The sequence below is a fragment of the Burkholderia sp. Ap-955 genome (assembly GCF_011753045.1).
GTDB lineage: Bacteria > Pseudomonadota > Gammaproteobacteria > Burkholderiales > Burkholderiaceae > Burkholderia > Burkholderia lata_D.
This window is the reverse complement of sequence record NZ_VWWH01000046.1, coordinates 1-24,620: the sequence shown is the minus strand read 5'-3', so window position 1 is coordinate 24,620 and position 24,620 is coordinate 1. Positions and strand designations below refer to the sequence as shown.

Annotated in this window: 28 protein-coding genes and 1 pseudogene; 12 read left to right on the top strand and 17 right to left on the bottom strand. The window is 67.5% G+C overall.

All coding sequences use genetic code 11. The features are described from left to right. Positions 1 to 307: 307 nt before the first annotated feature. Positions 308 to 916 (bottom strand): peptide chain release factor H, encoded by a 609-nt coding sequence (prfH, locus tag F3J15_RS22635; RefSeq protein WP_345891575.1) that lies wholly within the window; start codon positions 914 to 916, stop codon positions 308 to 310. After that, complete coding sequence (locus F3J15_RS22630) at positions 916 to 2,064, bottom strand: RNA ligase RtcB family protein (protein ID WP_166894173.1); 1,149 nt, start codon at positions 2,062 to 2,064, stop codon at positions 916 to 918. Before F3J15_RS22630 ends, prfH begins: the two co-directional genes overlap by 1 nt. A 732-nt stretch (positions 2,065 to 2,796) precedes the next feature. Between F3J15_RS22630 and F3J15_RS22625 the strand changes: the two genes are divergently transcribed. Together F3J15_RS22625 and F3J15_RS22620 are read left to right on the top strand one after the other, a co-directional pair. Continuing rightward, positions 2,797 to 3,666, top strand: coding sequence for an RNA ligase family protein (locus F3J15_RS22625; protein ID WP_166894171.1), 870 nt, complete (start codon positions 2,797 to 2,799; stop codon positions 3,664 to 3,666). 41 nt (positions 3,667 to 3,707) lie between these two features. Beyond that, the gene (locus F3J15_RS22620) at positions 3,708 to 4,841 is read left to right on the top strand and encodes an AAA family ATPase (protein ID WP_166894169.1); all 1,134 of its coding nucleotides are present in this window, start codon (positions 3,708 to 3,710) and stop codon (positions 4,839 to 4,841) included. A gap of 151 nt (positions 4,842 to 4,992) precedes the next feature. On the opposite strand, the gene F3J15_RS22615 is transcribed toward F3J15_RS22620, so the two are convergent. Next, the gene (locus tag F3J15_RS22615; protein ID WP_166894167.1) at positions 4,993 to 5,625 is read right to left on the bottom strand and encodes a 5-formyltetrahydrofolate cyclo-ligase; all 633 of its coding nucleotides are present in this window, start codon (positions 5,623 to 5,625) and stop codon (positions 4,993 to 4,995) included. A gap of 186 nt (positions 5,626 to 5,811) precedes the next feature. On the opposite strand from F3J15_RS22615, the pseudogene F3J15_RS22610 reads away from it, so the two are divergent. From F3J15_RS22610 to F3J15_RS22595, 5 genes and pseudogenes are all read left to right on the top strand, one after another. Continuing rightward, positions 5,812 to 5,952 (top strand): annotated as a pseudogene (locus tag F3J15_RS22610) (MFS transporter); the annotation flags it as partial. 263 nt (positions 5,953 to 6,215) lie between these two features. Continuing rightward, positions 6,216 to 7,316 (top strand): nitronate monooxygenase, encoded by a 1,101-nt coding sequence (locus F3J15_RS22605; protein ID WP_166894165.1) that lies wholly within the window; start codon positions 6,216 to 6,218, stop codon positions 7,314 to 7,316. Between the two features lie 195 nt (positions 7,317 to 7,511). After that, positions 7,512 to 7,883, top strand: coding sequence for a GFA family protein (locus F3J15_RS22600; RefSeq protein WP_166894163.1), 372 nt, complete (start codon positions 7,512 to 7,514; stop codon positions 7,881 to 7,883). Further along, positions 7,880 to 8,008: a hypothetical protein gene (locus tag F3J15_RS38135; RefSeq protein WP_256978857.1), complete on the top strand. Its 129-nt coding sequence runs from the start codon at positions 7,880 to 7,882 to the stop codon at positions 8,006 to 8,008. The genes F3J15_RS22600 and F3J15_RS38135 overlap by 4 nt, the downstream gene beginning before the upstream one ends. Before the next feature lie 102 nt (positions 8,009 to 8,110). Continuing rightward, on the top strand, positions 8,111 to 8,566 hold the full coding sequence (locus F3J15_RS22595; RefSeq protein ID WP_069247997.1) for a MarR family transcriptional regulator: 456 nt from the start codon (positions 8,111 to 8,113) through the stop codon (positions 8,564 to 8,566). Between the two features lie 48 nt (positions 8,567 to 8,614). On the opposite strand, the gene F3J15_RS22590 is transcribed toward F3J15_RS22595, so the two are convergent. The 3 genes from F3J15_RS22590 to F3J15_RS22580 all read right to left on the bottom strand — a co-directional run bounded on the left by F3J15_RS22590 (position 8,615) and on the right by F3J15_RS22580 (position 11,475). Further along, a complete protein-coding gene (locus tag F3J15_RS22590) occupies positions 8,615 to 9,331 on the bottom strand; it encodes a GNAT family N-acetyltransferase (RefSeq protein ID WP_166894161.1) in 717 nt (238 codons plus the stop codon). Positions 9,332 to 9,427: 96 nt separating this feature from the next. Beyond that, positions 9,428 to 10,813, bottom strand: coding sequence for an ATP-binding protein (locus F3J15_RS22585; RefSeq protein ID WP_166894159.1), 1,386 nt, complete (start codon positions 10,811 to 10,813; stop codon positions 9,428 to 9,430). Continuing rightward, positions 10,810 to 11,475 carry a response regulator transcription factor gene (locus tag F3J15_RS22580; RefSeq protein ID WP_089445669.1) on the bottom strand — a complete coding sequence of 222 codons (666 nt, stop codon included), beginning with the start codon at positions 11,473 to 11,475 and terminating at the stop codon, positions 10,810 to 10,812. Before F3J15_RS22580 ends, F3J15_RS22585 begins: the two co-directional genes overlap by 4 nt. Before the next feature lie 284 nt (positions 11,476 to 11,759). Between F3J15_RS22580 and F3J15_RS22575 the strand changes: the two genes are divergently transcribed. Both F3J15_RS22575 and F3J15_RS22570 read left to right on the top strand, forming a co-directional pair. Further along, positions 11,760 to 12,287: a VTT domain-containing protein gene (locus tag F3J15_RS22575; RefSeq protein ID WP_089446079.1), complete on the top strand. Its 528-nt coding sequence runs from the start codon at positions 11,760 to 11,762 to the stop codon at positions 12,285 to 12,287. A gap of 43 nt (positions 12,288 to 12,330) precedes the next feature. Next, the gene (locus F3J15_RS22570; protein WP_166894157.1) at positions 12,331 to 13,062 is read left to right on the top strand and encodes a methyltransferase domain-containing protein; all 732 of its coding nucleotides are present in this window, start codon (positions 12,331 to 12,333) and stop codon (positions 13,060 to 13,062) included. 223 nt (positions 13,063 to 13,285) lie between these two features. Here the strand turns inward: F3J15_RS22570 and F3J15_RS22565 are convergent, their stop codons facing one another. The 5 genes from F3J15_RS22565 to F3J15_RS22545 form a co-directional block, all read right to left on the bottom strand. Next, on the bottom strand, positions 13,286 to 13,615 hold the full coding sequence (locus F3J15_RS22565; protein WP_166894155.1) for a DUF4148 domain-containing protein: 330 nt from the start codon (positions 13,613 to 13,615) through the stop codon (positions 13,286 to 13,288). A gap of 73 nt (positions 13,616 to 13,688) precedes the next feature. Then, complete coding sequence (locus F3J15_RS22560; protein WP_166894153.1) at positions 13,689 to 14,018, bottom strand: DUF4148 domain-containing protein; 330 nt, start codon at positions 14,016 to 14,018, stop codon at positions 13,689 to 13,691. Positions 14,019 to 14,079: 61 nt separating this feature from the next. Further along, a complete protein-coding gene (locus F3J15_RS22555; protein WP_089445672.1) occupies positions 14,080 to 14,406 on the bottom strand; it encodes a DUF4148 domain-containing protein in 327 nt (108 codons plus the stop codon). 71 nt (positions 14,407 to 14,477) lie between these two features. Next, complete coding sequence (locus F3J15_RS22550; RefSeq protein ID WP_089445673.1) at positions 14,478 to 14,897, bottom strand: organic hydroperoxide resistance protein; 420 nt, start codon at positions 14,895 to 14,897, stop codon at positions 14,478 to 14,480. A gap of 263 nt (positions 14,898 to 15,160) precedes the next feature. Further along, entirely contained in the window at positions 15,161 to 15,625 is a 465-nt protein-coding gene (locus F3J15_RS22545) for a RidA family protein (protein ID WP_166894151.1), read from the bottom strand. Between the two features lie 213 nt (positions 15,626 to 15,838). On the opposite strand from F3J15_RS22545, the gene F3J15_RS22540 reads away from it, so the two are divergent. Next, on the top strand, positions 15,839 to 16,816 hold the full coding sequence (locus tag F3J15_RS22540; RefSeq protein ID WP_166894149.1) for a LysR family transcriptional regulator: 978 nt from the start codon (positions 15,839 to 15,841) through the stop codon (positions 16,814 to 16,816). A gap of 31 nt (positions 16,817 to 16,847) precedes the next feature. Here F3J15_RS22540 and F3J15_RS22535 read toward each other — a convergent pair whose 3' ends face one another. The 4 genes from F3J15_RS22535 to F3J15_RS22520 all read right to left on the bottom strand — a co-directional run bounded on the left by F3J15_RS22535 (position 16,848) and on the right by F3J15_RS22520 (position 19,834). Continuing rightward, on the bottom strand, positions 16,848 to 17,555 hold the full coding sequence (locus tag F3J15_RS22535; RefSeq protein WP_166894147.1) for an SDR family NAD(P)-dependent oxidoreductase: 708 nt from the start codon (positions 17,553 to 17,555) through the stop codon (positions 16,848 to 16,850). Positions 17,556 to 18,187: 632 nt separating this feature from the next. Next, positions 18,188 to 18,751: a shikimate kinase gene (locus tag F3J15_RS22530; protein WP_345891963.1), complete on the bottom strand. Its 564-nt coding sequence runs from the start codon at positions 18,749 to 18,751 to the stop codon at positions 18,188 to 18,190. After that, complete coding sequence (locus tag F3J15_RS22525; protein ID WP_166894145.1) at positions 18,748 to 19,395, bottom strand: hypothetical protein; 648 nt, start codon at positions 19,393 to 19,395, stop codon at positions 18,748 to 18,750. Before F3J15_RS22525 ends, F3J15_RS22530 begins: the two co-directional genes overlap by 4 nt. 28 nt (positions 19,396 to 19,423) lie before the next feature. Beyond that, complete coding sequence (locus F3J15_RS22520) at positions 19,424 to 19,834, bottom strand: acyl-CoA thioesterase (RefSeq protein ID WP_166894143.1); 411 nt, start codon at positions 19,832 to 19,834, stop codon at positions 19,424 to 19,426. 382 nt (positions 19,835 to 20,216) lie between these two features. Between F3J15_RS22520 and F3J15_RS22515 the strand changes: the two genes are divergently transcribed. Then, positions 20,217 to 21,329 (top strand): 3-deoxy-7-phosphoheptulonate synthase, encoded by a 1,113-nt coding sequence (locus F3J15_RS22515; RefSeq protein WP_166894141.1) that lies wholly within the window; start codon positions 20,217 to 20,219, stop codon positions 21,327 to 21,329. Between the two features lie 19 nt (positions 21,330 to 21,348). Here the strand turns inward: F3J15_RS22515 and F3J15_RS22510 are convergent, their stop codons facing one another. Both F3J15_RS22510 and F3J15_RS22505 read right to left on the bottom strand, forming a co-directional pair. After that, on the bottom strand, positions 21,349 to 22,716 hold the full coding sequence (locus tag F3J15_RS22510) for a glutamate--cysteine ligase (RefSeq protein ID WP_166894139.1): 1,368 nt from the start codon (positions 22,714 to 22,716) through the stop codon (positions 21,349 to 21,351). A 119-nt stretch (positions 22,717 to 22,835) separates the two neighbouring features. Next, positions 22,836 to 23,672, bottom strand: coding sequence for a helix-turn-helix transcriptional regulator (locus F3J15_RS22505; protein WP_166894137.1), 837 nt, complete (start codon positions 23,670 to 23,672; stop codon positions 22,836 to 22,838). 154 nt (positions 23,673 to 23,826) lie between these two features. Between F3J15_RS22505 and F3J15_RS22500 the strand changes: the two genes are divergently transcribed. Next, the coding region (locus F3J15_RS22500) for a TolC family protein (protein ID WP_240161528.1) at positions 23,827 to 24,620 on the top strand (794 nt) is incomplete at its 3' end.

Sequence of the window (24,620 nt, the reverse complement as noted above, 5' to 3'; positions counted from 1 at the left end):
CGACGTGGCGGCAGGCACCGCAAGGCCGGTGAAGGGGCGGACAGGCGGGCTGTACCGATCGTCCGACACATGGTGGGCAAATCCGCGGCACGTGATAATTGCGGATGCCTCAAGCGTCCTTTCCTGCGCAGAAAGGGTGCAGAACACGCGGCAGCCGGCATGCACGCGGCAGGCCCGTGCAGCCTGCCTGGCGCGCGGTCATGCACCGGAGCCGATTGCGCGCTCGCGCAACCGGCAGGCCGGGAAAACCATGAGACCGATGGCCTGGCCGCCGGCGCGAAAACCGCCGGCGGCCAGGCGTTCGTGCTCAGTCAGCCGGCACGAACGCCGCCCCGTAAAACACGCGCACGGGGTTGCCGCGCTCCAGCGCAAAGTGCTGCATCCGCCGCTGCCGGCGCGCATCGGACGCGTGACGGTCGGCTTCCTGCTGCAGTCGAACCTGCAGCAACTGCAGCGCCAGGCGCTTGTTCGCGTGCTGGCTGCGCTCGCTTTCCACGCGCACCGACAGGCCGGTCGCGACATGGGTCGCACGAATCGCGGAGCTCGTCTTGTTCACGTGCTGGCCGCCCGGCCCGCGCGCACGCATCGCTTCGAACCGCACGTCGCCGTCCGGCAGCGGCTGCGCGTCGGCACAGCGCGTGACGCCGATGAACCAGTTCTTGCGCGGATGGCGCAACCGGTACGGGCTCGCGCAAATCCATTGCAGCGTGCCCGTCCAGCGGTCCGCGAGCGCCTGCGCACCTTCGCCGTCGAGGTCGAGCAGCACCGAGCGCAGCGTGCCGGCGCGTTCGCCCGGCTGCGCATCGAGCACGGTGACGACGACGCGCTGCGCATCGGCTTCCGCCTGCAGGCGCCGCAACGCATTGGCCGCGGCCAGCTGGCACTCGAGCGGGCCATGCGCCGAAGAAATCTGCATCAGCATCGGCCAGCCTCCCCGGACGTCTTGTAGGTCAGCACCGGCGCGAGCCGCGCCAGCTTGCGCAGCAGCCCGGCCGCGTCGAGCGCGTCGACGACGCTGTCGATCAGCTTGTAGGCCTGCGGTGCTTCCTCGTACAGCAGTTCGCGGTCTTCGCAGATCACGTGGCTGCCGAGCGGCGTGCGCGTGAGCTGAGACGGCGTGAAGCGCCGTTCGAGGCGCCCCTTGCAATCGCCGCGGGCCCACTTGCGGCCCGCACCGTGCGCCAGCGACGCCAGGCTGGCCGCATCGTCCGACCGCACCGGCGCGACGAGGTAGCTGTAGTCGCCGCGCGATCCGGGAATGACGACCGGCCCCGCGTCGGCCGGCGTCGCACCTTTGCGATGCAGCCAGCCCGGCTCGCCGTCGACGCTCGCGCGGCTCACCAGGTTGTGGTTCACGTCGAGCACGCACCGGCCGTCGGTGCGCCAGCGCGCCAGCATGCGCCGCGCGATCAGGTCGCGATTCGCGATCGCGTAGCGCAATGCCGCGTCGTGACGCGCGAGGTACGCCGTGCACGCGGCATCCGTATCGTCGAGGCCGTTGTAGCCGTGCTCGCGCATGTGCTGCTCGAGGATCGACTGGCCGAAGCCGCGCGATCCGCTGTGCACGAGCAGCAGCAGGTGATCGGGATCGAGGCCGAGCGCCGCGACGGCATCGATGTCGTACACCGCGTCGATCCGCTGCGCTTCCGCGAAATGATTGCCGCTGCCGATCGTGCCGAGCGATGCCGCGTACGCGTGATCCGCGAACCCGGCGGCCGCAATGAGCGGCTGCCAGCTTGCATCGGGCGTGGCGTCGATCGAGCCGAGCCGGCTCGCGAGCTTCGACGCACTGACGCGCCGCACATCGAGCGCGGTTTGCCACAGCGCCATCCCGCAGCCGATATCGCCGCCGATCAGAGCCGGATATAGCCGGCCCGTCGAGAAGAACGCGGCGCCCACCGGGTAGCCGCGTCCGGGGTGAAGATCGGGCATGCCGGCGACGCGCCGCATGCCGGGGAGGGTGGCAGCGTGTTCGAGCTGCCGGATGGCCTCACCTTCGATCCAGGTGGTGGCGCAAGCGCACAACGTGATGCGCTCGCCGAGGTATTGCATGGAATTGCCCATGGAGGTTTCCGTTCGATGAAAAGGAAGAACGGCGGGCCATGGCGCAGGCAGCGCACACATGCGCTGCCCGACATCGGAAGTCGGGAAGAGGGCGGCACGACCGGATCGGAACGACCCGGCTCATCGCCGTGACGGCGATACGTGGTGCTGCTTGGCGTGAACGATGAAACGAACGGACGCGAAAAACCCGAACTACGACCCGCGACGGGAGGAGTGCTGGCGTGACGTCATGATTTTTCTCCTTGCGAGTGAGGGGTTGATCGGAATGGCGGCGACTCTAGCATGCCCGCGACGGGCGCAGCAAGCGGGTGGCGCGGCGTTGCCCATCGAATCATCGATTGATGTGGCGAAAAACACACAAATAGGAATCCGGATCATTCCCATGTCGATGGCGCGCACGACATGCCGTAGCAGGCACTCAACGCACGCCGACAACCGCTTCGGCTGTACCCGACCGCGCTTGACAGCACACATGCCGTTTCGTAGCATCCGCCTGCTTCATCCCTGAACCCTCATCGAATCGGTGATCCAAGTGCCCGCAAACATTCGTCCCTTCGCCTGATACGCCGACGACTGCCGTCCCGGCCGCGTGTCGTCCTGCCCGTTCCCGTCTGCCTCGCGGCGCCGGAACCGTGATCGCAGGGCCGCGCCCGGACACGCACTGACACCGCAACGCACACCCCATCGTTCGTTCACGTCGTCGGCTTTTTCTGATGTTTCCGGAGAAAGACCATGACGCTGGATTTCCGCGCCTACGCGCAATCGCTCGACCTCGCCCGCTACCCGCGCACGCCGCACCTCGAAGGCTCGCGCCTGCAGGACGGCGACGAAGGTCACGACCACGTTCCCTATCGCACCCTCGCGGGCGCCCATCTCGTCGTCGAGGAAAAACTCGACGGCGCGAACACGGGCATCAGCTTCAGCCCCGCGGGCGAACTGCTGCTGCAGTCGCGCGGCCACTATCTGGCCGGCGGCGGCCGCGAGCGGCAGTTCGGGTTCATGAAGACCTGGGCCGCCGCCCATGCGGGCTGGCTGCTCGACCGCCTCGGCGATCGCTACGTGATGTATGGCGAGACGATGAGCAAGAAGCACGCGGTGTTCTACGACACGCTGCCGCATCACTTTTTCGAGTTCGACGTGTTCGATCGCGCAACGGGCCGTTTCCTGTCGACACCCGCGCGTCGCGCGCTGCTCGCCGACGGGCCCGTGCTGTCGGTGCCCGTGCTGTACGAAGGCATCGCGCCGGCGCGGCTCGCGGACCTGAAGGCAATGCTTGGCCCATCGCTCGCGAAGACGCCGGACTGGCGTCGCGCGTTCGAGGAAACGGTGCGGCGGCAGGGGCTCGACCTCGCGCGTGCATGGCAGCAGTGCGATAAGTCGGAGCGCTCCGAAGGGCTCTACGTGAAGGTCGAGACGGACGACACGACGACCGCGCGCCTGAAGTGGGTGCGCCACGATTTCGTGCAGGCCATTCTCGAATCGGCGCGCCATCACTCGGAACAGCCGTTCATCCCGAATCTGCTCGCGCCGGGTGTCGACCTGTATGCGCCGCGCCCGACGGTAACGTGGACATCGATCTCCGCCGCGCACCCGAACCCATGAATGCGGAACGGCCGTGCGCCGTTTCGAGAGGAGTCTTGATCATGAAGTACGAACAACTTCAGGCACTCGTGCCTGCGCCCGGCCGGCAGCCGGACTATCACGCGTGTCTCGCGGCATTTCCCGCGCTCGAACACGCGAAAACGACACCGCAGGAGCCCGCGCACCACGGCGAAGGCGACGTGTGGACGCATACGATGATGGTGATCGATGCGCTGCTCGCGTTGCCCGAGTACCAGGCTGCGTCGCGCGCCGACCAGGAGATCGTGTTCCTGGCCGCGCTGCTGCACGACATCGCGAAGCACGGCACGACGGTCGTCGATCCCGTTACCGGCGCGATCGGCCATCCCGGCCACTCGCGCAAGGGCGCGATCGATGCGCGGATTGCCCTGTGGGATGCCGGCGTGCCGTTCGCGGTGCGCGAGGCGATCTGCCGGATGATCGCCGTGCACCAGGTACCGTTCTTCGCGATGAGCGGGTCGCGCCGTGGCACACCGGAGTTCATCGCGCGCGAGCTGTCGTGGCAGGTCAGCCTGCCGCTGCTGTGCCTGCTTGCCGAAGCCGATATCCGCGGGCGCATCTGCGACGACACGCAGCGCGTGCTCGACAACATCGAACTGTTGCGTGAACTGGCGCGGGAAGAGGGCTGCTACGGCCAGCCGCGTGCATTCGCCGACGCGCACACGGCGCTCAGCTACTTTCGCGGCGCGGACGTGCATCCCGACTATCCGCTGTTCCGTACACCGGGCTCGCGGGTCGTCGTGATGTCGGGCCTGCCCGCGTCGGGCAAGAACACGTGGGTTGCGCGGCATCATCCGGATCTGCCGGTCGTGTCGTTCGACGATGCGCGCGATGCGTTGGGGCTGCGTCATGGCCAGAACGAGGGCGCGGTCGCGCACCATGCGGTCGACGCCGCGAAGGCACTGTTGCGCGCGCAACAGCCGTTCGTGTGGAATGCGACGAACCTGTCGCCGCTGATGCGCAAGAAGACGCTCGACCTGCTGTTTGCGTACAACGCCGACGTGACGCTCGTCTACCTCGAACAGCCGCGCGCGGAACTGTTGCGCCGAAATACGCGGCGCGACACGTCGCTGACGAACCGCGCTCTAGAGGCGATGCTGCTGCGCTGGGATTTGCCACTGCCGACCGAAGCGCACGCGATGCGGTATGAAGTCTGATGCGGCAACGTCACAACACGAGCCGGTACGCCGCAATTCACCGCGGCGTACCGGCTCGCTTCGTTTCAGCGATGCATTCCGCTGCGTCGCGCAAGCGCGCAGCCGATCTGGAACAGGTTTCGGGCAGGGGATTTCATCGTGAATTCCGGCCTCAACTCGCCACGATGATGAATGTGGTGAGCGCGATCGGGAACAGGGCGAGGCCGAGCAGGCCCAACGCGCCATCGGCTGCCATCGCGATCGGCGACAACGCCAGCTTGGCGCCACGCCCGACAGCCGTCAGCTTGTCCGTCACCTTGACCTCGTACGGGCGATTGAACGCCTGCGGGACCGACGACGGCGTGACATCGTTCGGCAGATAGCGCTTGCCGCTGATCTTGCCTTCCGACTCCAGGTAGCCACCGTCCTTCTTGAAACCGTCCGCGAGCGCACGCTCGCGCACGTCGGAGCCGGTCGGCGCATCCGAGTAGTCCAGCCTCATCGTGTATTGGCCGGTGATCGCGTCGCCGTGCGCCTCGAAATCGTTGAACGCCGTGTGGATCTTGGGGCGATAGGGGGCGTTGAGCACCGTCGCAAGGCTCGGCGGCATCTCGAAGATGTAGTGATACTTCTTGCCGAGCACGACGAGCTGCTTGCCGTCCGCGGTAATCAGGAACGTCGACAAGGTTTCGTCGTATTCCGAATCCTTCATCCACGCCTTGGTGACGGGGCCGAAATTGGAGCAGCCGGCGAGCATGCCGGACGCTGCCACGGCGGGCAGCGCGAGAAATGTTCTTCTTTTCATGTGTGCTGGTTGGATATTGTTGGTTATCAGCGGAACCGCTTGAATGTCGGACGCTGCGTTCGATGAACGCGGCACCCTGACGGCCGATCATGTGGTTGCTTCGCCTGCGCATTGTAGGGCCAAAACGGCAAGCGCAGTATCCCCCGGCAAAGCGCCTCACCATCGAACGCCATCCGGCCGTGGCCCGCGCAGTTCAGCGGGCAGGTCGTCGGCCCGGTGATCGGCGGGCAGACCGGCGTCGCGCTCGGGCTGCATTCGGTGTTCTTCGTGATGGGCGCGCTGCTGGCGGCCTGCGCGGGGCTCGCGCATTGGGCGCGTGGTCGATAGCGGCTCTGGTCGGCTGAACGCGGGCTGGCGTAGGATGAGCGCAGTTACCGGTTTCGCGCCGGGAGGCGGCGACAACGTGCACCGTCGCCACAGTTGCTAACACCGCCGCACCGCACGGCGACCCATCATTTTCGACATGACGCTCACGTGACCGGTCGCGTGCAACGCACGACGAACGCGCACCGATCCGAACCTGACACACGCGCGTCGGCCCGCATCCGGCCGACGCATTTCGACGACGAATCTTGCAGGAGGCAAGCGACATGAATCAATCGACCGACAACCGGACGCTGTTGCGCACGCTCGGCATGCGCGCCCCGATCGTCCAGGCGCCGATGGCCGGCGTCAGCACGCCGGCGCTGGCGGCCGCCGTGTCGAATGCGGGCGGGCTCGGCTCGCTCGGCGTGGGCGCGACGAACGCCGACGGCGCCCGCAAGATGATCCGCGACACGCGCGCGCTCACCGACCGGCCGTTCAACATCAACGTGTTCTGCCACCAGCCGGCGCACGCCGACGCGGCCGTCGAACGCGCGTGGCTCGAATGGCTCGCGCCGGTGTTCCGCGAATACGGCGCGACGCCGCCCGCCTCGCTGTCGGAGATCTATACGAGTTTCGTCGCGGACGAAGCCATGCAGGCGCTGCTCGTCGAAGAAAAGCCGGCCGTCGTCAGCTTCCATTTCGGACTGCCGTCCGCGGACGTGATCGCCGCGCTGAAGCGCGCGGGCATCACGCTGTTCGCGTCCGCGACGAATCTCGACGAAGCACGCCAGATCGCCGACGCCGGCATCGACGCGATCGTCGCGCAGGGGATCGAAGCGGGCGGGCACCGCGGCGTGTTCGATTCGACCGCACATGACGATCGCCTCGGCACGTTCGCGCTTACGCGCCTGATCGTGCGCGAATGCGCGCGGCCGGTGATCGCCGCCGGCGGCATCATGGACGGCGAGGGCATCGCCGCCGCGCTCGCGCTCGGCGCGCAGGCCGCCCAGCTCGGCACCGCGTTCGTCGCGTGCCCGGAGACGTCGATCGACGACGGCTATCGCCGCGCGCTGCTGGGCGACGCGGCACGCCGCACGACCTTCACCGCCGCGATCTCGGGCCGGATCGCACGCGGCCTCGCGAATCGCCTGACCGCGCTCGGCGACGACCCGCGAGCGCCGGCCACGCCCGCATACCCGATCGCGTACGACGCCGGCAAGGCGCTGCATGCGGCGGCAAAGGCAACGGGTGAATTCGGCTACGGCGCGCAGTGGGCCGGACAGGCGGCGCCGCTCGTGCGGTCGCTGCCGGCGGCCGAGCTGTTCGCCGCGCTCGAACGCGAAACGCGGGCGGCGATCGAGCGGATGCAACACGTGCTGGATTGAACGCACGATTCGCGGGCAACGGGCCGCCGCCCCATGCCGGCGATCGGTGAACCGACCCCGATCGCCGCACCGATACTTCGCCGGCCACCGCAGATTTGCAAAGTTCTGTATCTGCACGAACCGCGGATACATCGCGATACAACGCAGCTCCGGGCGTCCGCTATAAAGCAGGCATGACCTCTTCGGGAGTGCACCATGTCTGCAACCTGGTTCAAAGGGTCCTGCCATTGCGGGGCCGTCAAATTCGAAGTCAGAACGGCCTTGACGCCGGCGACCCGCTGCAACTGCAGCATGTGCCGCCGGCGCGGCGCATTGATGAGCCCGATGTTCGCCGCCAGCGAACTGAAGATCGTCGAAGGCGAGGGCGCGCTGACGTGCTACCAATTCAACACGCGCACGGCCCGTCACTATTTCTGCAGCCGTTGCGGCATCTATCCGTTCCATCAGACGCGCAAGGACCCCACCTGCTGGCGCGTCAATCTCGGCTGCCTCGATGGCGTCGACCCGTATGCGATCGACGCAACGGTCGCCGACGGCGCGAGCCTCTCGGTCGTGGAGGACGCATGAAACGCTGGCTGATGATCCTGCTGTTTGCCGCGGGCGGGCTCGCGACCGAAATCGCGCATCCGGTGCAATGCACGCTGCTGTCGGTCAGCCGTACTCAGACCGGCAAGCGCCGCAGGGCCGACTGACGGCGCGCCGGTTCATCGAGAACGATTATCATGCTTCCGATAAGATCGCACGCGATATATAATGCGTCCATCTGCGGCCGTTCGCGTCGCTGGAGGATGTTCATGAAACCGACCGAAGCCCCATCCGACACTGCACCGAAGCTGTCCGAGTTCCTGTGCTTTGCGATCTACTCGACGAATCTCGCGTTCGGCAAGGCGTACAAGCCGATCCTCGAAGCACTCGGCCTCACGTATACGCAATACATCACGATCATTGCGCTGTGGGAGCAGGACAACCAGACGGTCGGCCAGCTCGGCGAGAAGCTGTTCCTCGAATCCAATACGCTGACGCCGATCCTGAAGAAGCTCGAGACGATGGGCTACCTGGAGCGGCACCGCGATCCGTCGGACGAACGCCAGGTGCTCGTCAGCCTGACGAAAAGCGGCCGCCGCCTGCGCGAGAAGGGGCTCGACATGAACCTGGTCGAAGCCACCGGGTTGAAGCCGGACGAATTCGCGAAGATGCAGAAGGCGATCGTCACGCTGCGCGGCAACCTGATCCGGTCGACCGACGAATAAACGCCCGGACACACTGCGGCCGGCACGTGCATCGTGCCGGCCGCGTCGTCATGCGTGCCCGTCGCCCAGCACCAGCAGGTTCATCTCGCGGCGGACGACGAAACCGAGGGCGAGATAGCGCTCGATCGCCACCTGGTTCGACGTGAGGACGTGCAGGAAAGGCGTATCCGAGCGCGCATCGATCTCCGCAATCAACGCTCGCATCAGGCGCGCCGCGAGCCCTTGCCGCCGGAACGCGGCGTCCACGCAGACGGCGCTGATCTCCGTATACCCGTCGACCTGCATCCGCTGGCCGGCCATCGCGGCCAGCCTGCCTTCGCTGCGAATGCCGATGTAATGGCCAAGCTCGAACGTGCGCGGGCCGAACGGGCCGGGCTGGGCGGCCGTGGTCAGCGCGAGCATGTCCGGCACGTCGGCTTCGGCGAGCGTGACGTAACCCGATTCAGGCGCCGGGTCGCGCGTCCGTTGCCAGACCATCTGCAACAGGTTCGCGCGCCGGATCACCGACAATCCCGCCGGCGGCCCGATCTCGTCCGGCGTGACCAGCGCCGCCGGCCCGTGTGCGGCGATCAGCGCGCGCAACGCGTCGAAGGATGCCGAGCTCGCGTCCTCGATCGCGGCAAACGGCGCGATGGCCGCCGGGAACCGCCATGCACGGTCGTGGCCGACCGCAAAGCGGCGCTGCCTGCCCGCCAGCGCGTTCCACACCACCTGGTCGAGCGGGTGCGCACTGCCTGGCGCGGTTCCGGTCGTTGCATCGGTCATCGGCTGCTCCTCGGTTGAAGGTTTCGACGGCACAGGATAGACCGGGATCGGGCGGGCAGGGCGCGGCCCGCACAGCGCGACTTGCCGCGGCCCGCGCTACCGCTGCCAGCGCGCCGGATCCACCCATATCGGGAACGACAGGACCACCGCCAGCCCATGTCCCCCGATTCCGGCCGTCACCTCGACCGACTCGCCGTGAGACGCGGCGATTCGCGCGACCAGCGACAGGCCGATACCGCTGCCCGGCTGCACCGTCCCCGGTACGCGATAAAAGCGTTCGAAAATCCGCTCGCGCTCGTGCATCGGCACGCCGGGCCCATCGTCCGCGATCCGCAGCCTGACCCGCGTCCCGCCCGCATCGGCAGGGACGTCGCACGTGATCTCGACCTGCCCGCCGTCACGGCCGTAACGCAGCGCGTTGTCGATCAGGTTGCGCACCGCAATCGCGATCTCGTCCAGATCGCCCCAGACGCGCACCGGTTCGACCGCGACCCGCACCGTCTGTCGGCGTGCATGCGCGGCCGCGTCGAAGTCGCTCGCGATCAGCGCAACGAGCCGCGACAGGTCTACCGGCCCGTGCTGGTCGACGCGCGACCCGGCATCCAGCCGCGCCAGTTCGAGCAATTGCCCGGAGAGCCGCGCGCTGCGTTCGACGCCCGTTGCGAGCCGACGCAGTGCTTCGTTCTTCTCCGCCAGACTGTCCGCCTGCAACGCGACTTCCGCCTGGGCCGACAACGCCGCCAGCGGCGTGCGCAACTCGTGCGCGGCATCGCCGATGAAGCGGCGTTCGGTGTCGACGGCCTGACTCAGCCGCGCGAGCAGGCGGTTGAACGACTCGACGAGCGGGCGGAGTTCACGCGGCAGCGTCACCAGCGGCAGCGGCGAGAAATCGAACGCGGCCTTGTGCTGGATCGCTCGCTGGACCTCGCGCACCGGCCCGAACGACCAGCGGATCACCCACCAGATCACGACGCCCAGCATCCCGAGCATCACCACCGTATTGAACAGGCCGAGTTGCAGCGCATTGCTCGCCTTCTCCTGCCAGGTCGTGGCCGGGCCGCCCGTCTGAACGTGAATCCGGCCCGCCGAATCCGACAGCGAATAGACCCGCCAGGTCTCGTCGTGCGCGGCGCCGCGACCGGTGCTCACCCCATATCCGTCCCGCAGGTCCGCCTTGAGCGCCGGCCCCGGTGCATCCGCGCTGTGCATCACGTTGCGGCCATCGACCCAGATCTGGAATGCGACGTCGTATTTGCCATATGCGGTGTCCGGCACCACCGCCTGGGCGTTAGCTTCGGGCAGGCGATCGATCGTATCCGGCAACGACAGGAGCAGCAGTTGCGCGGCGCTCTCGAGCATGCCGTCGCGCCAGCCGCGCTGTTCGCGCCACAGGCCGATGCCGAGAAACGCCCCCCAGCTCGCCCAGAACACGACGACCGCCGCCATCACGGTCGCGAGCAGGCGCATGCGTAGCGACTTCATGCGGGGCGCTCCCCGACGCGATAGCCGAAGCCGTGCACCGTCACGATCAGCTCGTCGCCGAGCTTGCGCCGAAGTTGATGGATGTAGACCGCGATCGTGTTGCTTTCGATTTCGCTGTCGTTGCCGTAGACGCGCGCTTCGAGCTGCGTGCGCGTGACGACGCGGCCTTGCCGCTCCATCAGCGCGAGCAGCGTGCGGTACTCGTGGATGCTGAGCGGAACCGGTTCGCCGGCGCGCGTGACTTCCTTGCGCGCCGGATCGACGTGCACGTCGCGGTAGACCAGACGCTCCGATACGCGGCCCTGGCTGCGGCGCGTCAGCGCGCGTAGCCGTGCATAGAGCTCGTCGAGCTGGAACGGCTTCACGAGATAGTCGTCGGCGCCTGCGTCGAGGCCGCGGATCCGGTCGCTCAGCTGATCGCGCGCGGTCACGATCAATACCGGCGTCGGGTCGTAGTTCGCGCGCATCGCGGCAAGCAGCGTGAAACCGGACGCGCCTGGCAGTTGCAGGTCGAGCAGCACCGCGTCGTAGTCGTGGCCGACGAGCGCGAGCCGCGCGGCCGGCACGTCGGCCGACCAGTCCGCGCGCCAGCCGTTCTGCCTGAGGCCCGCGCAAACGGCGTCGGCCAGCATGACATCGTCTTCCACCAGCAGGATATCCATCGGTTTCGCTCCTCGACTGTCGAGGTCGCCAGCCTGACCGACCGCGATTAAAAACTTCTTAAAGCCCGGGGGCCACGATGCGTGCCATTCGCCGCATTGCCGGTGCAATGCATCCGGCGTTTTATCGGGAGGCCCGCAATGACCGTGTCACGTCCTTCAATTCCGTTGCTGCAATGCAATGCGGCGCGAGGCTCCACCTGCGCGCCGTTCGGGTGCGGGCCATTCTGGCATGGAAGGTCGCGCGCGTTGTGCGCGTTGCGCGCCCGCCGCGCGGGAGCGGCGCGATGAACCAGCTCGCCACGCTCGTCCCGTTCGGCCTCGCGCTCAGCGTGGCCGGCGCCAACAGCATCGCCTGCCTCGTCGGCCTGTCGCTGATCGAGCGGCTGATTCCGGTGCTGCCGTCCCACGTGCTCCTCACGATGATCGGCGTCGCCAGCGCGCAGGGCGCATGGACACTGCCGGAAGCCATCGTCGTCACGGCGCTCGGCAGCTTCGCAGGCTGCCTGTTGCATTACGCGCTCGGCAACCTGTGGCCGGAAGACAGCGTGCTGGCCCTGCTGCGCCGCGTCGCGCCGCTGGGCAGGCTGCAGCCCGCACGAATGGACGCGCTGATCGACGGCATCCGCGCGCGGCCCACGCGGCTCGCACTCTGGTCGCAACTGGTGCCGTTCGTCCGGCTCGTCGCGCCGCCGCTCGCCGGCTTGCTGGAAACGAGTTTCGCGCGATTCGCGTCCGGCGCCGCGGCCGGCATCGCGCTCTGGAACACGCTGTTCATCACGGCCGGCTACCTGGCCGCGCAAGCGGCCGCCTAGCCCGACATGTCGTTGACCGATCGATCCCGCCTGGAGCCTGTCGATGCGAATCCCTGAATGGATGCTGTTCCTGCGTACCTGGATGCGCAATCCGCGCCGGGTCGGCGCGCTCGCGCCATCCGGCCCCGCGCTCGCCGCACTGATCACCGCCGATATCCCGCGCGACGGCGCCGCCGTGATCGAACTCGGTGCGGGCACCGGCGTGTTCACGCGGGCGCTGCTCGCGCGCGGCGTCGCGAGCGACCGGCTCGTGCTGGTGGAAGCCGATCCGGCTTTCGCGGACGCGTTGCGACATCGGTTTCCCGCGTTGCGGATCATGCAGATGGATGCGGCGCAGCTCGGCATGACAGGGGATTTCTTCGGCGGGGCGCGCGCGGATGCGATCGTGAGCGGGCTGCCGCTCGTCGCGATGCCGGTCGAACAGGCCGTCGCGATCGTTCACGGCGCGTTCGCGCGTCATCTGGCGGCCGATGGCGCGTTCTACCAGTTCACCTACGTGCCGCGCTGCCCGATTCCGGCGCGCTATCTGGAGGCCATGCGTATTCGTGCCGTCCGGGTCGGCGTCGCGTGGATGAACTTCCCGCCCGCCATCGTGTATCGCTTCGAACGCCGGATCGACAGGGCCCGACATCCGTGGCCCGGAGCACGGCCGCAGCTCGATGTGATTGCGGAGGCAACCACTTTGCGCGGCATCGATATCACCCGGTTTCCCCATGCGCCATCACGCCATTCGAGCGGCGTCGGTCCATCGGCGGATGGACGCCCATCATCGTGAACGCGTTCGGGTATGGGTTGCGGTCTGGCCGGCCGCTGGTCGCGAAAACCGCTATCGGCGTTGGCACCGCACGCTATCGAATCCCGAGCGGATGCAAACGCGCAGGGCATGTCCAATTGCAACGCTACGTTCCATCGCAGGCCGACGAGGAACGCACCGTGCTCGCGCGCCCCCGTTTCCCACACGTTGCCCGGCCTTGCGCGACGATTCCGACGCGCCATGCTCAATGGCCGAAGTAGATCGACCGCTCGGCCGTGCGAACCGCGCTGCGGCTGCCCGACTGCGTCGCACTGCCGGCGTCGCTGCCGTAACCGGACACCTGCGAATCGGCCGCGACTGCAGTGTTGTCGTGAACCCGGCGCAGCGCAGCCTGGAGATTGTCCGGATAGTTCGGGTCGTTGGGCCGGTTCGGCAGGTAGCCGGCCTTCTGCAGCGCGGCCAGTTCCGCACGCACTTGCGAGCGCGTCACGGTGCCGTCACCCGCAAACGCCGGCGCGGCAACGGCAGCCGACACGGCAACGAGAAGGGCAGCGATCAGTTGGGTCTTCATCATTTACCTCGACAAGAAAATGGAATTCAGGGGTTGCGTGTCGTGCGCCGGCCATCGGCGCCGTGCGCGGTTTCGTTCAATGACCGAAGTAGATCGAGCGCTCGGCGATCCGCGTCGCGGGCCGGCTGCCCGACTGCGTCGCGGCGACGGCATCGCCGCCGTAACCGGACGTCGCTGCCTCGGCCACGGCGGTGTCGTTCGCGTGAATGCGCGTCAGTGCGGCCTGCAGATCGTCCGGGTAGTGCGGATCGTTCGCGCGGCCCGGCCGATAGCCGGCCTGTTCGAGCTGGACGAGCTCGGCACGCACCTGCGCGCGGGACACGGCGGCTGCATCGGCGAACGCCGGTGCGGCAGCGGATGCGGAAACGGCCACGAGAAGGGCGGCGATCAATTGCGTTTTCATCATTTACCTCGACAGAAGAGAAATAGAAGACATTCAGGGTTCGCGTATCGACGATGCGTCGCGCTCAATGACCGAAATACACCGAGCGGTCGGCCACGCTGACCGCATGCCGGCGGCCCGATTGCGTTACCGCCTCGCCGTTGCTGCCGTAGCCGGACGCCTGCTCGTTGCCGGCAACCGCATCGGCTCCACGGATCTGCGTGAGGGCAGCCTGGAGATCATTCGGATAGGTGGCGTCGGTCGCGCGATTCAGCGGGTAGCCGGCCTGTTGCAACTGCGCGAGCTCGGCGCGCACCTGCGCACGCGTCACGGTGGATTCGCTGGAGAACGCCGGTGCGGCAACCGTGGCCGAAACAGCGACGAGAAGGGCGGCGATCAATTGGGTTTTCATCATTCACCTCAAAAAGAAAGAAAAGAAACAGGGCATTCGGCAAGGCGGCGCCAGGCCGCCTGGTGCATCGTTCAAGCGATACGGATGTCGACGTCGATGTTGCCGCGCGTCGCCTTCGAATACGGGCAGGTCTGGTGCGCCGCATCGACGATGCGCTGCGCGACGTCGCGATCGAGCCCCGGCACGCTCACGTTCAGCCGGGCTTGCAGGAAGTACGCGTTGCCGGCGGTGCCGAGATCCACTTCGGCGTCGACCGCGAGATCGGCCGGCAGCGTCACCTTCGCGGCACGCGCCGCAAGCTGCATCGCGCCGATGAAGCAGGCCGACCAGCCGGCCGCGAACAGTTGTTCCGGGTTGGTGCCGGTGCCGGCGCTGCCCGGCGACGACAACTGGATGTCGAGGCGGCCGTCGGCACTGCGCGCCGAGCCGTCGCGGCCGCCCGAAGTCGTATGCGTCTTGCCCGTGTACAGCACTTTTTCGATCTTGCTCATCATTTGCTCCGTCAGTTGGGTGGTTTGTTTCAGATGCGATTCGATCGCATGCGATGGAGTTTCGTCGAGACGACTCTCTCCGTCAAGCGCATTCGATTAAATCGCATGCGATATTTTGTATTTCAATGTATCTGGAACGTGTACAGCTTTGCCGGACAAGGCTTTCGGGCGATCCGCCCCCGATATTCGACGCGCGACGCATCCGGGCAGGGCAGGTGAAAACGCCCAGGAGTGGCTGGCCGCCCCGCAGGGCGGCCGATCGGTCAGGCCGGGTCGATCTCGGCGATCACGACGAGGATCACGGCCGCGTCGGCCGGCAACTGGCGTTGGGAGAAAGCCGAGCGTGCGTGGCCCGCCTTGCCGCCCAGTACCGCGGCGAACAGGTCCGACGCGCCGTCGATCACGGCCGGCTGCCCGACAAAGCCGTCAGCCGAACTCACGTGTCCCTCGACGCGCACGATCTTGCGCAGGCGCTCGAACCCGCCCAGGTGCCGGCGGATCTGCGCGAGCACGTTCAGCGCCGCGAGCCGGGCGGCATGCTTGCCGTCGTCGACGCTCAACTGTTCGCCGACGCGGCCCGTATAAGCGACCTTGCCGTCGACCAGCGGCAGTTGTCCCGAGACGAACAGCAGGTTGCCGGCTTCGCTGACGGCCGTATAGCTGCCGAGCGGGTTCGGCGGCTCGGGTAACGCGAGGCCGAGTTCGGCCAGTTTCTGTTCGACGGTCATGTCGTGCTCCTTGCGGGAAAAGGGTTCGGGCGATCGGCGCTGCCTGTGAGTCACTGTAGTCATGCGGCCGAAACCGGTAAATGTCAGCAGCGCAATTGATTCACGACGCGGTGTAACGAATCACGCCGTGCGCGTCCGCTGGTTTCTCGCGCGAGATTCATGCACACTCGGCGTCATCGCGCGCCACGCGCCGGAGACGGCAGGAATCGCCTCATGCAACGACAATTCGACGATCTGCTGCTGGGCAGCATCGAGCTGTTCTGCCTCGCCGCCGAACTCGGCAGCTTCACGCTGGCGGCGAACGCGGCGAGCGTCACGCCGGCCGCGGTCAGCCGGTCGGTCGCGCGGCTCGAGGCGCGTCTCGGCGTGCGGCTGTTCGTGCGCACGACACGCCAGATCCGCCTGACCGATTCCGGCCGCCGCTATTTCGAGCAATGTCGCGACGCGCTGTCGCAACTCGTCGACGCGGAGCGCGAGGCGACCGGCCAGCAGGCGACGCCCGCCGGCGTGCTGCGGATCAGCATGCCGACACCGTACGGGCACTATCGCGTGCTGCCGCTGCTGCCGGCGTTTCGCGAGCGCTATCCGGACGTGCGCGTCGACACCCACCTGAGCAACCGCAACATCGACTTCGCCGAGGAAGGCTACGACCTCGCGATCCGCGGCCGCGCGCCGGCCGATTCGAACCTGATCGCACGCAAGCTGGAGGATGCCGAACTCGTGATCGTCGCGACGCCCGGCTACCTGAAGCGCGCGGGCATGCCGACCGCCGTCGACGACCTGCATGCGCACGAATGCATCCAGTTCGAGCTGCCGAGCAGCGGGCGGACGATTCCGTGGCTGTTCAACGATGGATCGGAGGGGATCGACGTCGCGACGACCGGCAGTTACGGTACATCGGGCGACTACCTTGCCGGTGTGACGCTCGCGCGCAGCGGCGCGGGCCTGTTCCAGACCTATCGCTTCGTCGTCGAGCAGGATCTGCGGGCCGGCACGCTCGTGGAAGTGCTGCCCGGCCTCGGAGGGCGGTCGCTGCCGTTCATGCTGCTGTATCCGCATGCGCGCTTTTTGTCGTCGCGCGTGCGCGTGTTCGTCGACTTTCTCGTCGAGCATCTGGCGCGCGCGCCGGCCACGCAGCCGGCCGGGCGGCCGGCCGAGAAACGCACCAAACGAGCCGGCGCATCGCGCTAGGCGCGCCGGCTCGCGGTTTTGACGCCGCGGCTCAATGCCCGGCGCTCTGGCCGCCGTCGACATGCAGGATCTCGCCCGTGACGAACGGTGCCGAGTCCAGGTACAGGATCGCGTCGACGATGTCGCTCATTTCGCCCATGCGGCCGACCGGATGCAGCGACGCGAGCGTCGCGTGCGTTTCGGGCGCGTGCATCGGCGACTTGATGATCCCGGGCGACACCGCGTTCACGCGAATGCCGGCCTTCGCATACTCGATCGCGAGCGACTTCGTCGCCGCATTCAATCCGCCTTTCGTCAGCGACGCGAGCACCGACGGCACGTTGCTGTTCGCGTGATCGATCAGGCTCGTCGTGATGCTGACCACGTGGCCGCTGCCGTGTTTCTGCATCGCGGCGATCGCATGCTGCGTGACGTGGAAGAAGCCGCTCAGGTTGACGTTCGTGATCTGCGTATAGTCGTCCGCGGTGTACTGCGTGAACGGCTTCGCGATGAAGATGCCCGCGTTGTTGACGAGCGTGTCGACGCGGCCGAAGCGTTCGATGGCGGCGTCGACCACGCGCCGTGCGACGGCCGCGTCGCCGATGTCGCCCGCGACGGTGACGAGGTCGGGATCGTTCGACGGCCCGATCGAACGTGACGTTGCGACGACGCGATGGCCGCGGGCCCGGAATGCGTCGACCGTTGCCGCGCCGATGCCTTGCGATGCGCCGGTGACGATGATGACTTTGGATGCGCTCATGATTTGCCTCGATGGGTGAAGGGTTCTCGGCTTCGGTGCCGACCGGATCCGTGAATCCGATGGGCGAACTGTAGGCGCGCCGGCTGCGATCTCGAATACCCACCGCGGAGCAACAGTCTTGCGTCGGGGGAACAAATGCGGGGAGGGGTGGGGGACTGCGGTCAGGATGGCCCGTCGGGACGTGGAGGCGTGGAGTAGGCGGTCAAAGGCCGGGGACCGAGGCGCAGCGTCGCCCGGCTGCACGAGGCCGCTTCACTGTCATGTCAGCCGAAATGCCCACGATATTCGCGGCTGAACTGCCATGCGCCACCACTGCGGCGGCTGCCCGCCCAATCGGCGCTCGACGCCGCACTCAAGCGCCTCGATGCGCTGCGCGCATGTTCAAGCGTGGCGACACCTCACCGAAGGTGACCGATTTTCGTACGGCGTGATGAGCCGATTCGTCTGCCGCGGAACACGCAGTTGGATAACACAACGATGACGTCTGGATAACTTTTCTTATCACAACAGCACGATTGAGAACCAAAACTCGCCGATTCAAAAACGCGTCTGATGTCCGTCGTCCTGACCGCCCTCATGCTTCTCGCAGGTCGAACCGGGGGCAGGGAAGCAAACATTCGTCGTGCACGCCCTCAATCCGGCGCATTGATCCGCGCCAGCAGCACCGTCAACACATCGGCCGTCGCGCGCGCGACACCTTGCGAAGTCGTATCGACGAGCGCATGCGCGCATTCGCGATACAGCGGGTCGCGCAAGCGGTACAACGCGGCGAGCGTTTGCCGCGGGTCGGCCACCCGCAGCAGCGGTCGGCGCGTGTCGTCGCGCGTGCGGTGCCACAGCGCGTCCGGGTCCGCATGCAGGTAGATCACGCAGCCGCGCTCGTTCAGGCGCGCGCGGTTGCGCGGATTCAGTACCGCGCCCCCGCCGGTCGCCATGACGACGTTCGGGCGCTGCGTCAGTTCGTCGACGATGTGCGTTTCAAGCAAACGAAAGCCGCTTTCGCCGACCTGATCGAACAGCGCGGCGACCGAACGTCCGGTGCGCCGCTCGATCTCGTCGTCGCTGTCGACAAACGTCCAGCCGAGCGACGCCGCGAGCGCGCGGCCGAGCGTCGACTTGCCTGCGCCCATCATGCCGACCAGGAATGCGCGGGCGGGCAGGGCGCACGCGTCGGCCGCCGCGACGACGGTGCTCACAGGCGCCGCGCGAGCGGCCAGCCGGCCCGCGTCGCTGCACAGATCCGCCGCGCGCGCACCGCGTCCGAAAGGGTGTCGAGCGCCGCGCCGGTGGTTGCGTCGTCGGCATCGAGCAGCGCGCCGAGCACCTGCCCGTCCGGATCGCCCGCCGCAATGTGCTCGGCCGCATCCGCCGCGATGGTTTGCGGTGTGCGCTCGGGCGCCTCGTCGTGCTCGGGCCGCCGCCATCCGTTGCGCAGGTCGCGCCATCGCACGACCAGGCCGCAGAACAGCCCGCCGCCCGGCACGGTTGCGTCATCGCCCGGCGCCGCCGTGTCGCCAGGCGTCGCGCACTGCGTGACCCAGCTCGCGAACTCGAGCAGCGACGCGTCGTGAGCGAGCGTCGCCGCGTCGAGCGCGACAGTCACGCCGGCATCCCGCAACCGCCCGAGCAGCGGCCGCACGCCGTCGTGCGCGCCCCCGCATGGCTGCAGCAGCACCTCGAGTTCGTCCTCGTGACGGTCGACGAGCGCGCGGTGCCGCTCGAGCGCGGCCGGCTCGAGCAACGCCTGCGCGGCCTGCCGGACGATGACGAGCGCGCGATCGTCGCGACGCTCGACGATCGCACCGACCCGGCGCCGGGCGCGCGCCACCCCGGCGCTCACGTGCCGCCCCCGACATGGCGCGCGCGCATCACAGCGAACCCTGGAATTCGAGCACGCGTGCCTTGAACTCGTCGGGCACGGTCTGCGTCGTGTTGTTCGCGTAATCGAACATCACGTGCGTCGACATGCCGCGCGCGACGATGGTCTGGTCGTCGCGCTCCATCAGGTGTTCGAGATCGAAGCTCTTGCTGCCGAAACGCACGATGCTCGACCGGATCGTCAGGTTGTCGCCGAATTGCGCCGGTGCGAGGTACTCGCACTGCGTCTTCACCATGATGTGCGGCAGCTTCTCGCTCCGCGGCAGGCCGAGGAGATCGAACATGTAGCTGAGGTACGAATGCTGCAGATAGTCGTAATAGACGGGACTGCTCACATGCCCCATCGAATCCGTATCGCGATACTTGACGTGAATGGGCGTTTCATAATGACGCTTCGACATGGTGATTCTCCGCAATGACTGGGTTGATTTATATATTTGTTCCTGATTGGCCCGTCAGGAATTTGAAAAATTAATCGAACGCCTATCGGCACGCCACTATCAGAACGAATAGCGATCCGCCTGGATGCGCCACGTACTCCACAACCTCAGCCCGAGCACGGAATCCCGAGTTCCCGGTTGAAAATGGAAATTCCACCCTGCCAAACATCTCAAAAAAGGCTGAGCCGAAGCGTCAATTTCCGGGAATCTCGCTTATCTCTGTCATTCATAAGGTTATGAATTAGAAACTGGTAAATATGTTAGTTGCGCCCATAAAGAGCCATTCAATACAGTCGCGCTGTAGTAAAAAATCCACCGAATTATCGACAGGAGGGCAGTCCCCATGCATGCGAATACCTGGACGACGCACCGTGACGCCGTGCTGCACTTGCCGTCCCCCGCGGATCTGGCCGGCGCGCTGCAGCCTGCGTTGCACGCGTCGCGTACGGTTCATCTGGCTCGCCACGCGATCGTCGACGTGTTGAACGGCACGGACGACCGTCTCGTGGTCATCGCCGGTCCGTGCTCGGTGCACGACCCGGCCGCGGCGCGCGACTATGCGGCGCGGCTCGCGCTGCAACGCGCGCGATTCGCGGACGAGCTGGAAATCGTGATGCGCGTGTACTTCGAAAAGCCGCGCACGACGGTCGGCTGGAAAGGGCTCATCAACGATCCGCTGCTCGACGGCAGCGAACGGATCGACGCGGGGCTGCATACGGCTCGCGCGCTGCTGTGCGACATCAACGGGGCGGAGATGCCGGCGGCGACCGAATTTCTCGATCCACTGTCGCCGCGCTATCTGGCCGACCTGGTCGCATGGGGAGCAATCGGCGCGCGCACGGTGGAATCGCAGGTGCATCGCGAACTGGCGTCGTCGCTGCCGATCCCGATCGGCTTCAAGAACGGCACCGACGGCAACGTCCAGGTGGCGGTCGATGCGATGTGCGCGGCCGCGCGAGCGCATCGCTTCCTGTCGGTCGATGCGGGCGGGCGGCTATGTGCGACAGCGTCGCCCGGCAATCCGCACACGCATGTCGTGCTGCGCGGCGGGCGCGAACCGAATTTCGACGCGGCAGCCGTGAATGCCGCATGCGAGCGCATGGTGGCCGCGAAATGCGCCCCGCGCGTGATGATCGACGTCAGCCACGGCAACAGCCGCCGCCAGTTCCGCAATCAACTGGGCGTCGGCACGGCCGTCGCCGCGCAGGTCGCGGCCGGCGACACGCGCATCGTCGGCGTGCTGATCGAGTCGAACCTGATCGAAGGGCGCCAGGATCTCGTGCCCGGCATGCCGCTGCGCTACGGGCAGAGCATCACCGATGCGTGCCTGTCGTTCGCCGATACCACGCAGCTCCTCGAGACGCTCGCCTACGCGGTGCGCGCGCGCCGGCGCGGCCATGCGCCGGCGCCGGACCTCGAGTTCGCGCACGAGCCGCTGCTCGCGTGCTGCGCGTGAGCGGCCCGGCGCGGCGGAGTCAGATTGCGGCTTCGTCGTAGATCCGTGTCGCGTCGCCGGCCCACGCGTCGCGATAGCGGGCGAGCCAATGCTCGGCCTGGGTCGGCGCACCGGCGACGATCTCGTCGAGCGGCGCGAGATACACGGATTCGTCGCGACCGGCCGCGTCCCTGCGTGCCCGCGCGCGCAGGCCGCGATGCGCGATCGCCAGCGCATCGGCCGCGAATGCGCGCAACGAGCGGCCGTCGACCGATGCGCCCAGCCCGAAACGCGGCACGTCGCGACGCAAGGTCAGCAATGCGCCGCGGTCGATCACGGCGGCCAGCGTCTCGGCCTCCGACAGCGCGGCCGGATCGTACAGCAGGCCGGTCCAGAACGCGGACAGCGCGACCATCATCGCGGGCGAGCCCGCATCGGCGCCGCGCATCTCGAGATAGCGCTTGAGCCGCACTTCGGTGAAGACCGTCGTCAGATGGTCGGCGAAATCGCCGAGCGTCGGCGTGTCGCCCTCGAGGTGCGGAATGCGGCGTCGCATGAAATCGCGGAACGTCCATCCCGTCGCATCCGTGTAGCGGTCGCCGCGCCGCACGAAGTACATCGGCACGTTGTCGAGCAGCCAGCTCACGTAGCGCTCGAAACCGAAGCTGCGCGACAGGAACAGCGCCGGCGCCCCGCAGCGATCCTCGTCGGTGTCGAGCCACGTGTGTGCGCGCGTCGACAGCAGGCCGGTCGGCCGGCCCTCCGCGAACGGCGAATTCGCGAACAGCGCGGTGGCAACGGGCTGCAGCGCGAGCGACACGCGCATCTTGCGCGCCATGTCGCTTTCCGACGCGAAATCGAGGTTGACCTGCACGGTGCAGGTGCGCTGCATCATGTCGAGCCCGCGCGTGCCGACGCGCGGCATATAGCGCTGCATGATCGCGTAACGCTGTTTCGGCATCCACGGCAGCGCCGCACGCGCCAGGTGAGGGTGAAAACCCAGCGGCGCGCAACGCAGGCCGAGCGGCTCGCACGCGTCGCGGGCCGCGGCAAGGTGCGCATGGAGTTCGGCATGCGTGTCGTGCAGCGTATCGAGCGGCGCGCCCGACAGTTCGAGCTGGCCGGCCGGCTCGAGCGAGATCGCGGCGCCGTCGCGCTGGATCACGCCCACGATCCGTCCGGCATCGACGATCGGCGTCCCGTCGCCTTGCAGCCGCGCGAGCACCGCGGCGATCCCCGAGGGCCCGTCGTAAGGCACGGCCGCGTGCGTCGCACGCGCGACGACGAACTTCTCGTGCTCGGTCCCGATCCGGAATTGCGCGGCCGGCTTGCAGCCGGCGGCCAGATGATCGGCGAGCTGTTGCTCGGAGACGATCGGCGTGTGGTCCGACCCAACGGCATTCGACATCGACACTCTCCACAAGTCACATTGAGCGACCGACCGGTCGGTCACGAGTCAACTATAGCGACGTCGATGCGGGTGCTGTACTGGCAGGGGTGATAGGGGCGGGGCAAAACCGCACTGCGCTACGGTTGCCGGCGCTTCGCGAAGTAATGCGCGGGCGAATCGCCGAACGCGCGGCGGAACATCGCGATGAAGTTGCTCGGCGTCGCATAGCCCAGCGCGTCGGCGATGTTGGCGACACTGTCGCCGCTCGCGAGGCGTTCGAGTGCGTGCGTCAGGCGCGCCTGCTGACGCCATTGCGCGAAGCTCGTGCCGGTTTCCGCGACGAACAGCCGGCTCAGCGTGCGGGCGGACAGCCCGGCCCATTCGGCCCACGCTTCGAGCGTGCGGCTGTCGTGCGGCTGACCGAGGATCGCGTTCGCGATGCGCAGCAGCCGCCGGTCGCGCGGCATCGGCAGGTGCAGCGGCTCATGCGGCGCACGGCGCATCTCGTCGAGCAGCACGAGGCTGATGCGCGCCTGCTCGATGTCGAGCCGATCCTGGTCGGCCCACGACACCGCGCGCCGCACGAGCGCGCGCATCAGCTCGGTGATCGCGATCACGCACGGCTGATCCGGCATGCGCCGGCTCGCGGCCGGTGCGATCACGACGCTCCAGCCGCTCAACGCGCCGCTGATGCTGACCTTGTGCTGCTCGCCCGGCGGAATCCAGCCGGCGCGATGCGGCGGCAGCAGCCACGAACCATGCGGCGTGCGCACGTGCGCGAAACCGCTTTCCACGCAGAACACCTGGCCGCGCAAATGGCTGTGCCAGTCGACCTCGCGGGTGCCGAGCCGGTAGGTGTTGCTGCCGTCGTCCTCGCCCCAGACGGCGATCAGCGACGGGCCGTCCTCGCGCTCGCTCGGATCGGAGTCGGCGCGCTGCACGGTGCGCGGGGGAGAAGTGTCTCGGGTGGGCATGGCCGGAATTCATTATTTTTTGTCTAAACAACATTATCAGCTTTGTCCGGGGGCGTCCAACAATGCGTGTCGTGTTCAAACCGATACGAAGCAGAGGAATGCGATGCATGCAGCACTTGCTCCCTGGACACGCGATGCCGGCGCACTGCGCGCCATGTCGCGAATCGCCGTCGCCGCGGCGCTCGTCATGCTCGGCGCGTGCGCGAGCCGCGACGGGCTCGCACCGGCCGGCACGCTGCGCGGCGCCGATACGCTCGCCGCATCGCGCAGTCTCGCGCACGCACCGACCGCCGACTGGCCGGCCGCCGACTGGTGGCGCGCGCTGAACGATGCGCAACTGAGCGCGCTGATCGACGAGGCACTCGCCGGCAACCCCGATCTCGCGACCGCCGATGCGCGGGCACGCGAAGCGCAGGCACTGGTGATCGAGGCGCGGGCCGCACGGCTGCCGCACCTCGTCGGCCGCGCGAGCGCGAAGGCCGAGCGGCTGTCCGGCACCCAGTTTTCGTCGGGCGAGGGCGGCGGCTTCTTCAGCCACACGCGTGAAATCAATCTCGGCCTGAGCTGGGATCTCGATCTGTGGGGCGGCCGCCGTGCCGCGTGGGAAGCCGCGCTCGGCGAAGCGCGGGCCGCGCAGGTCGATGCGCAGGCCGCACGCGTACTGCTGTCGGTCAACGTTGCGCGCGCCTACGTGAATCTCGCGTACGCATTCGATCAGCAGGACGTCGCGCGAGCCGAATACGAGCGTGCCGACGAAGCGCTCACGCTCACGCGCCAGCGCGTCACGAAAGGCATCGACAACGTCGCGCAGCAGCGCCAGGCGGAAAGTGAAGTCGCGGCCGCGACGCGCGAGCAGGCCCGCGCCGCGCAGGCGATCGACAGTGCGCGCATCGCGCTCGCGATCCTGCTCGGCGCGGGCCCCGATCGCGGCCTCGCGCTGGTGCGGCC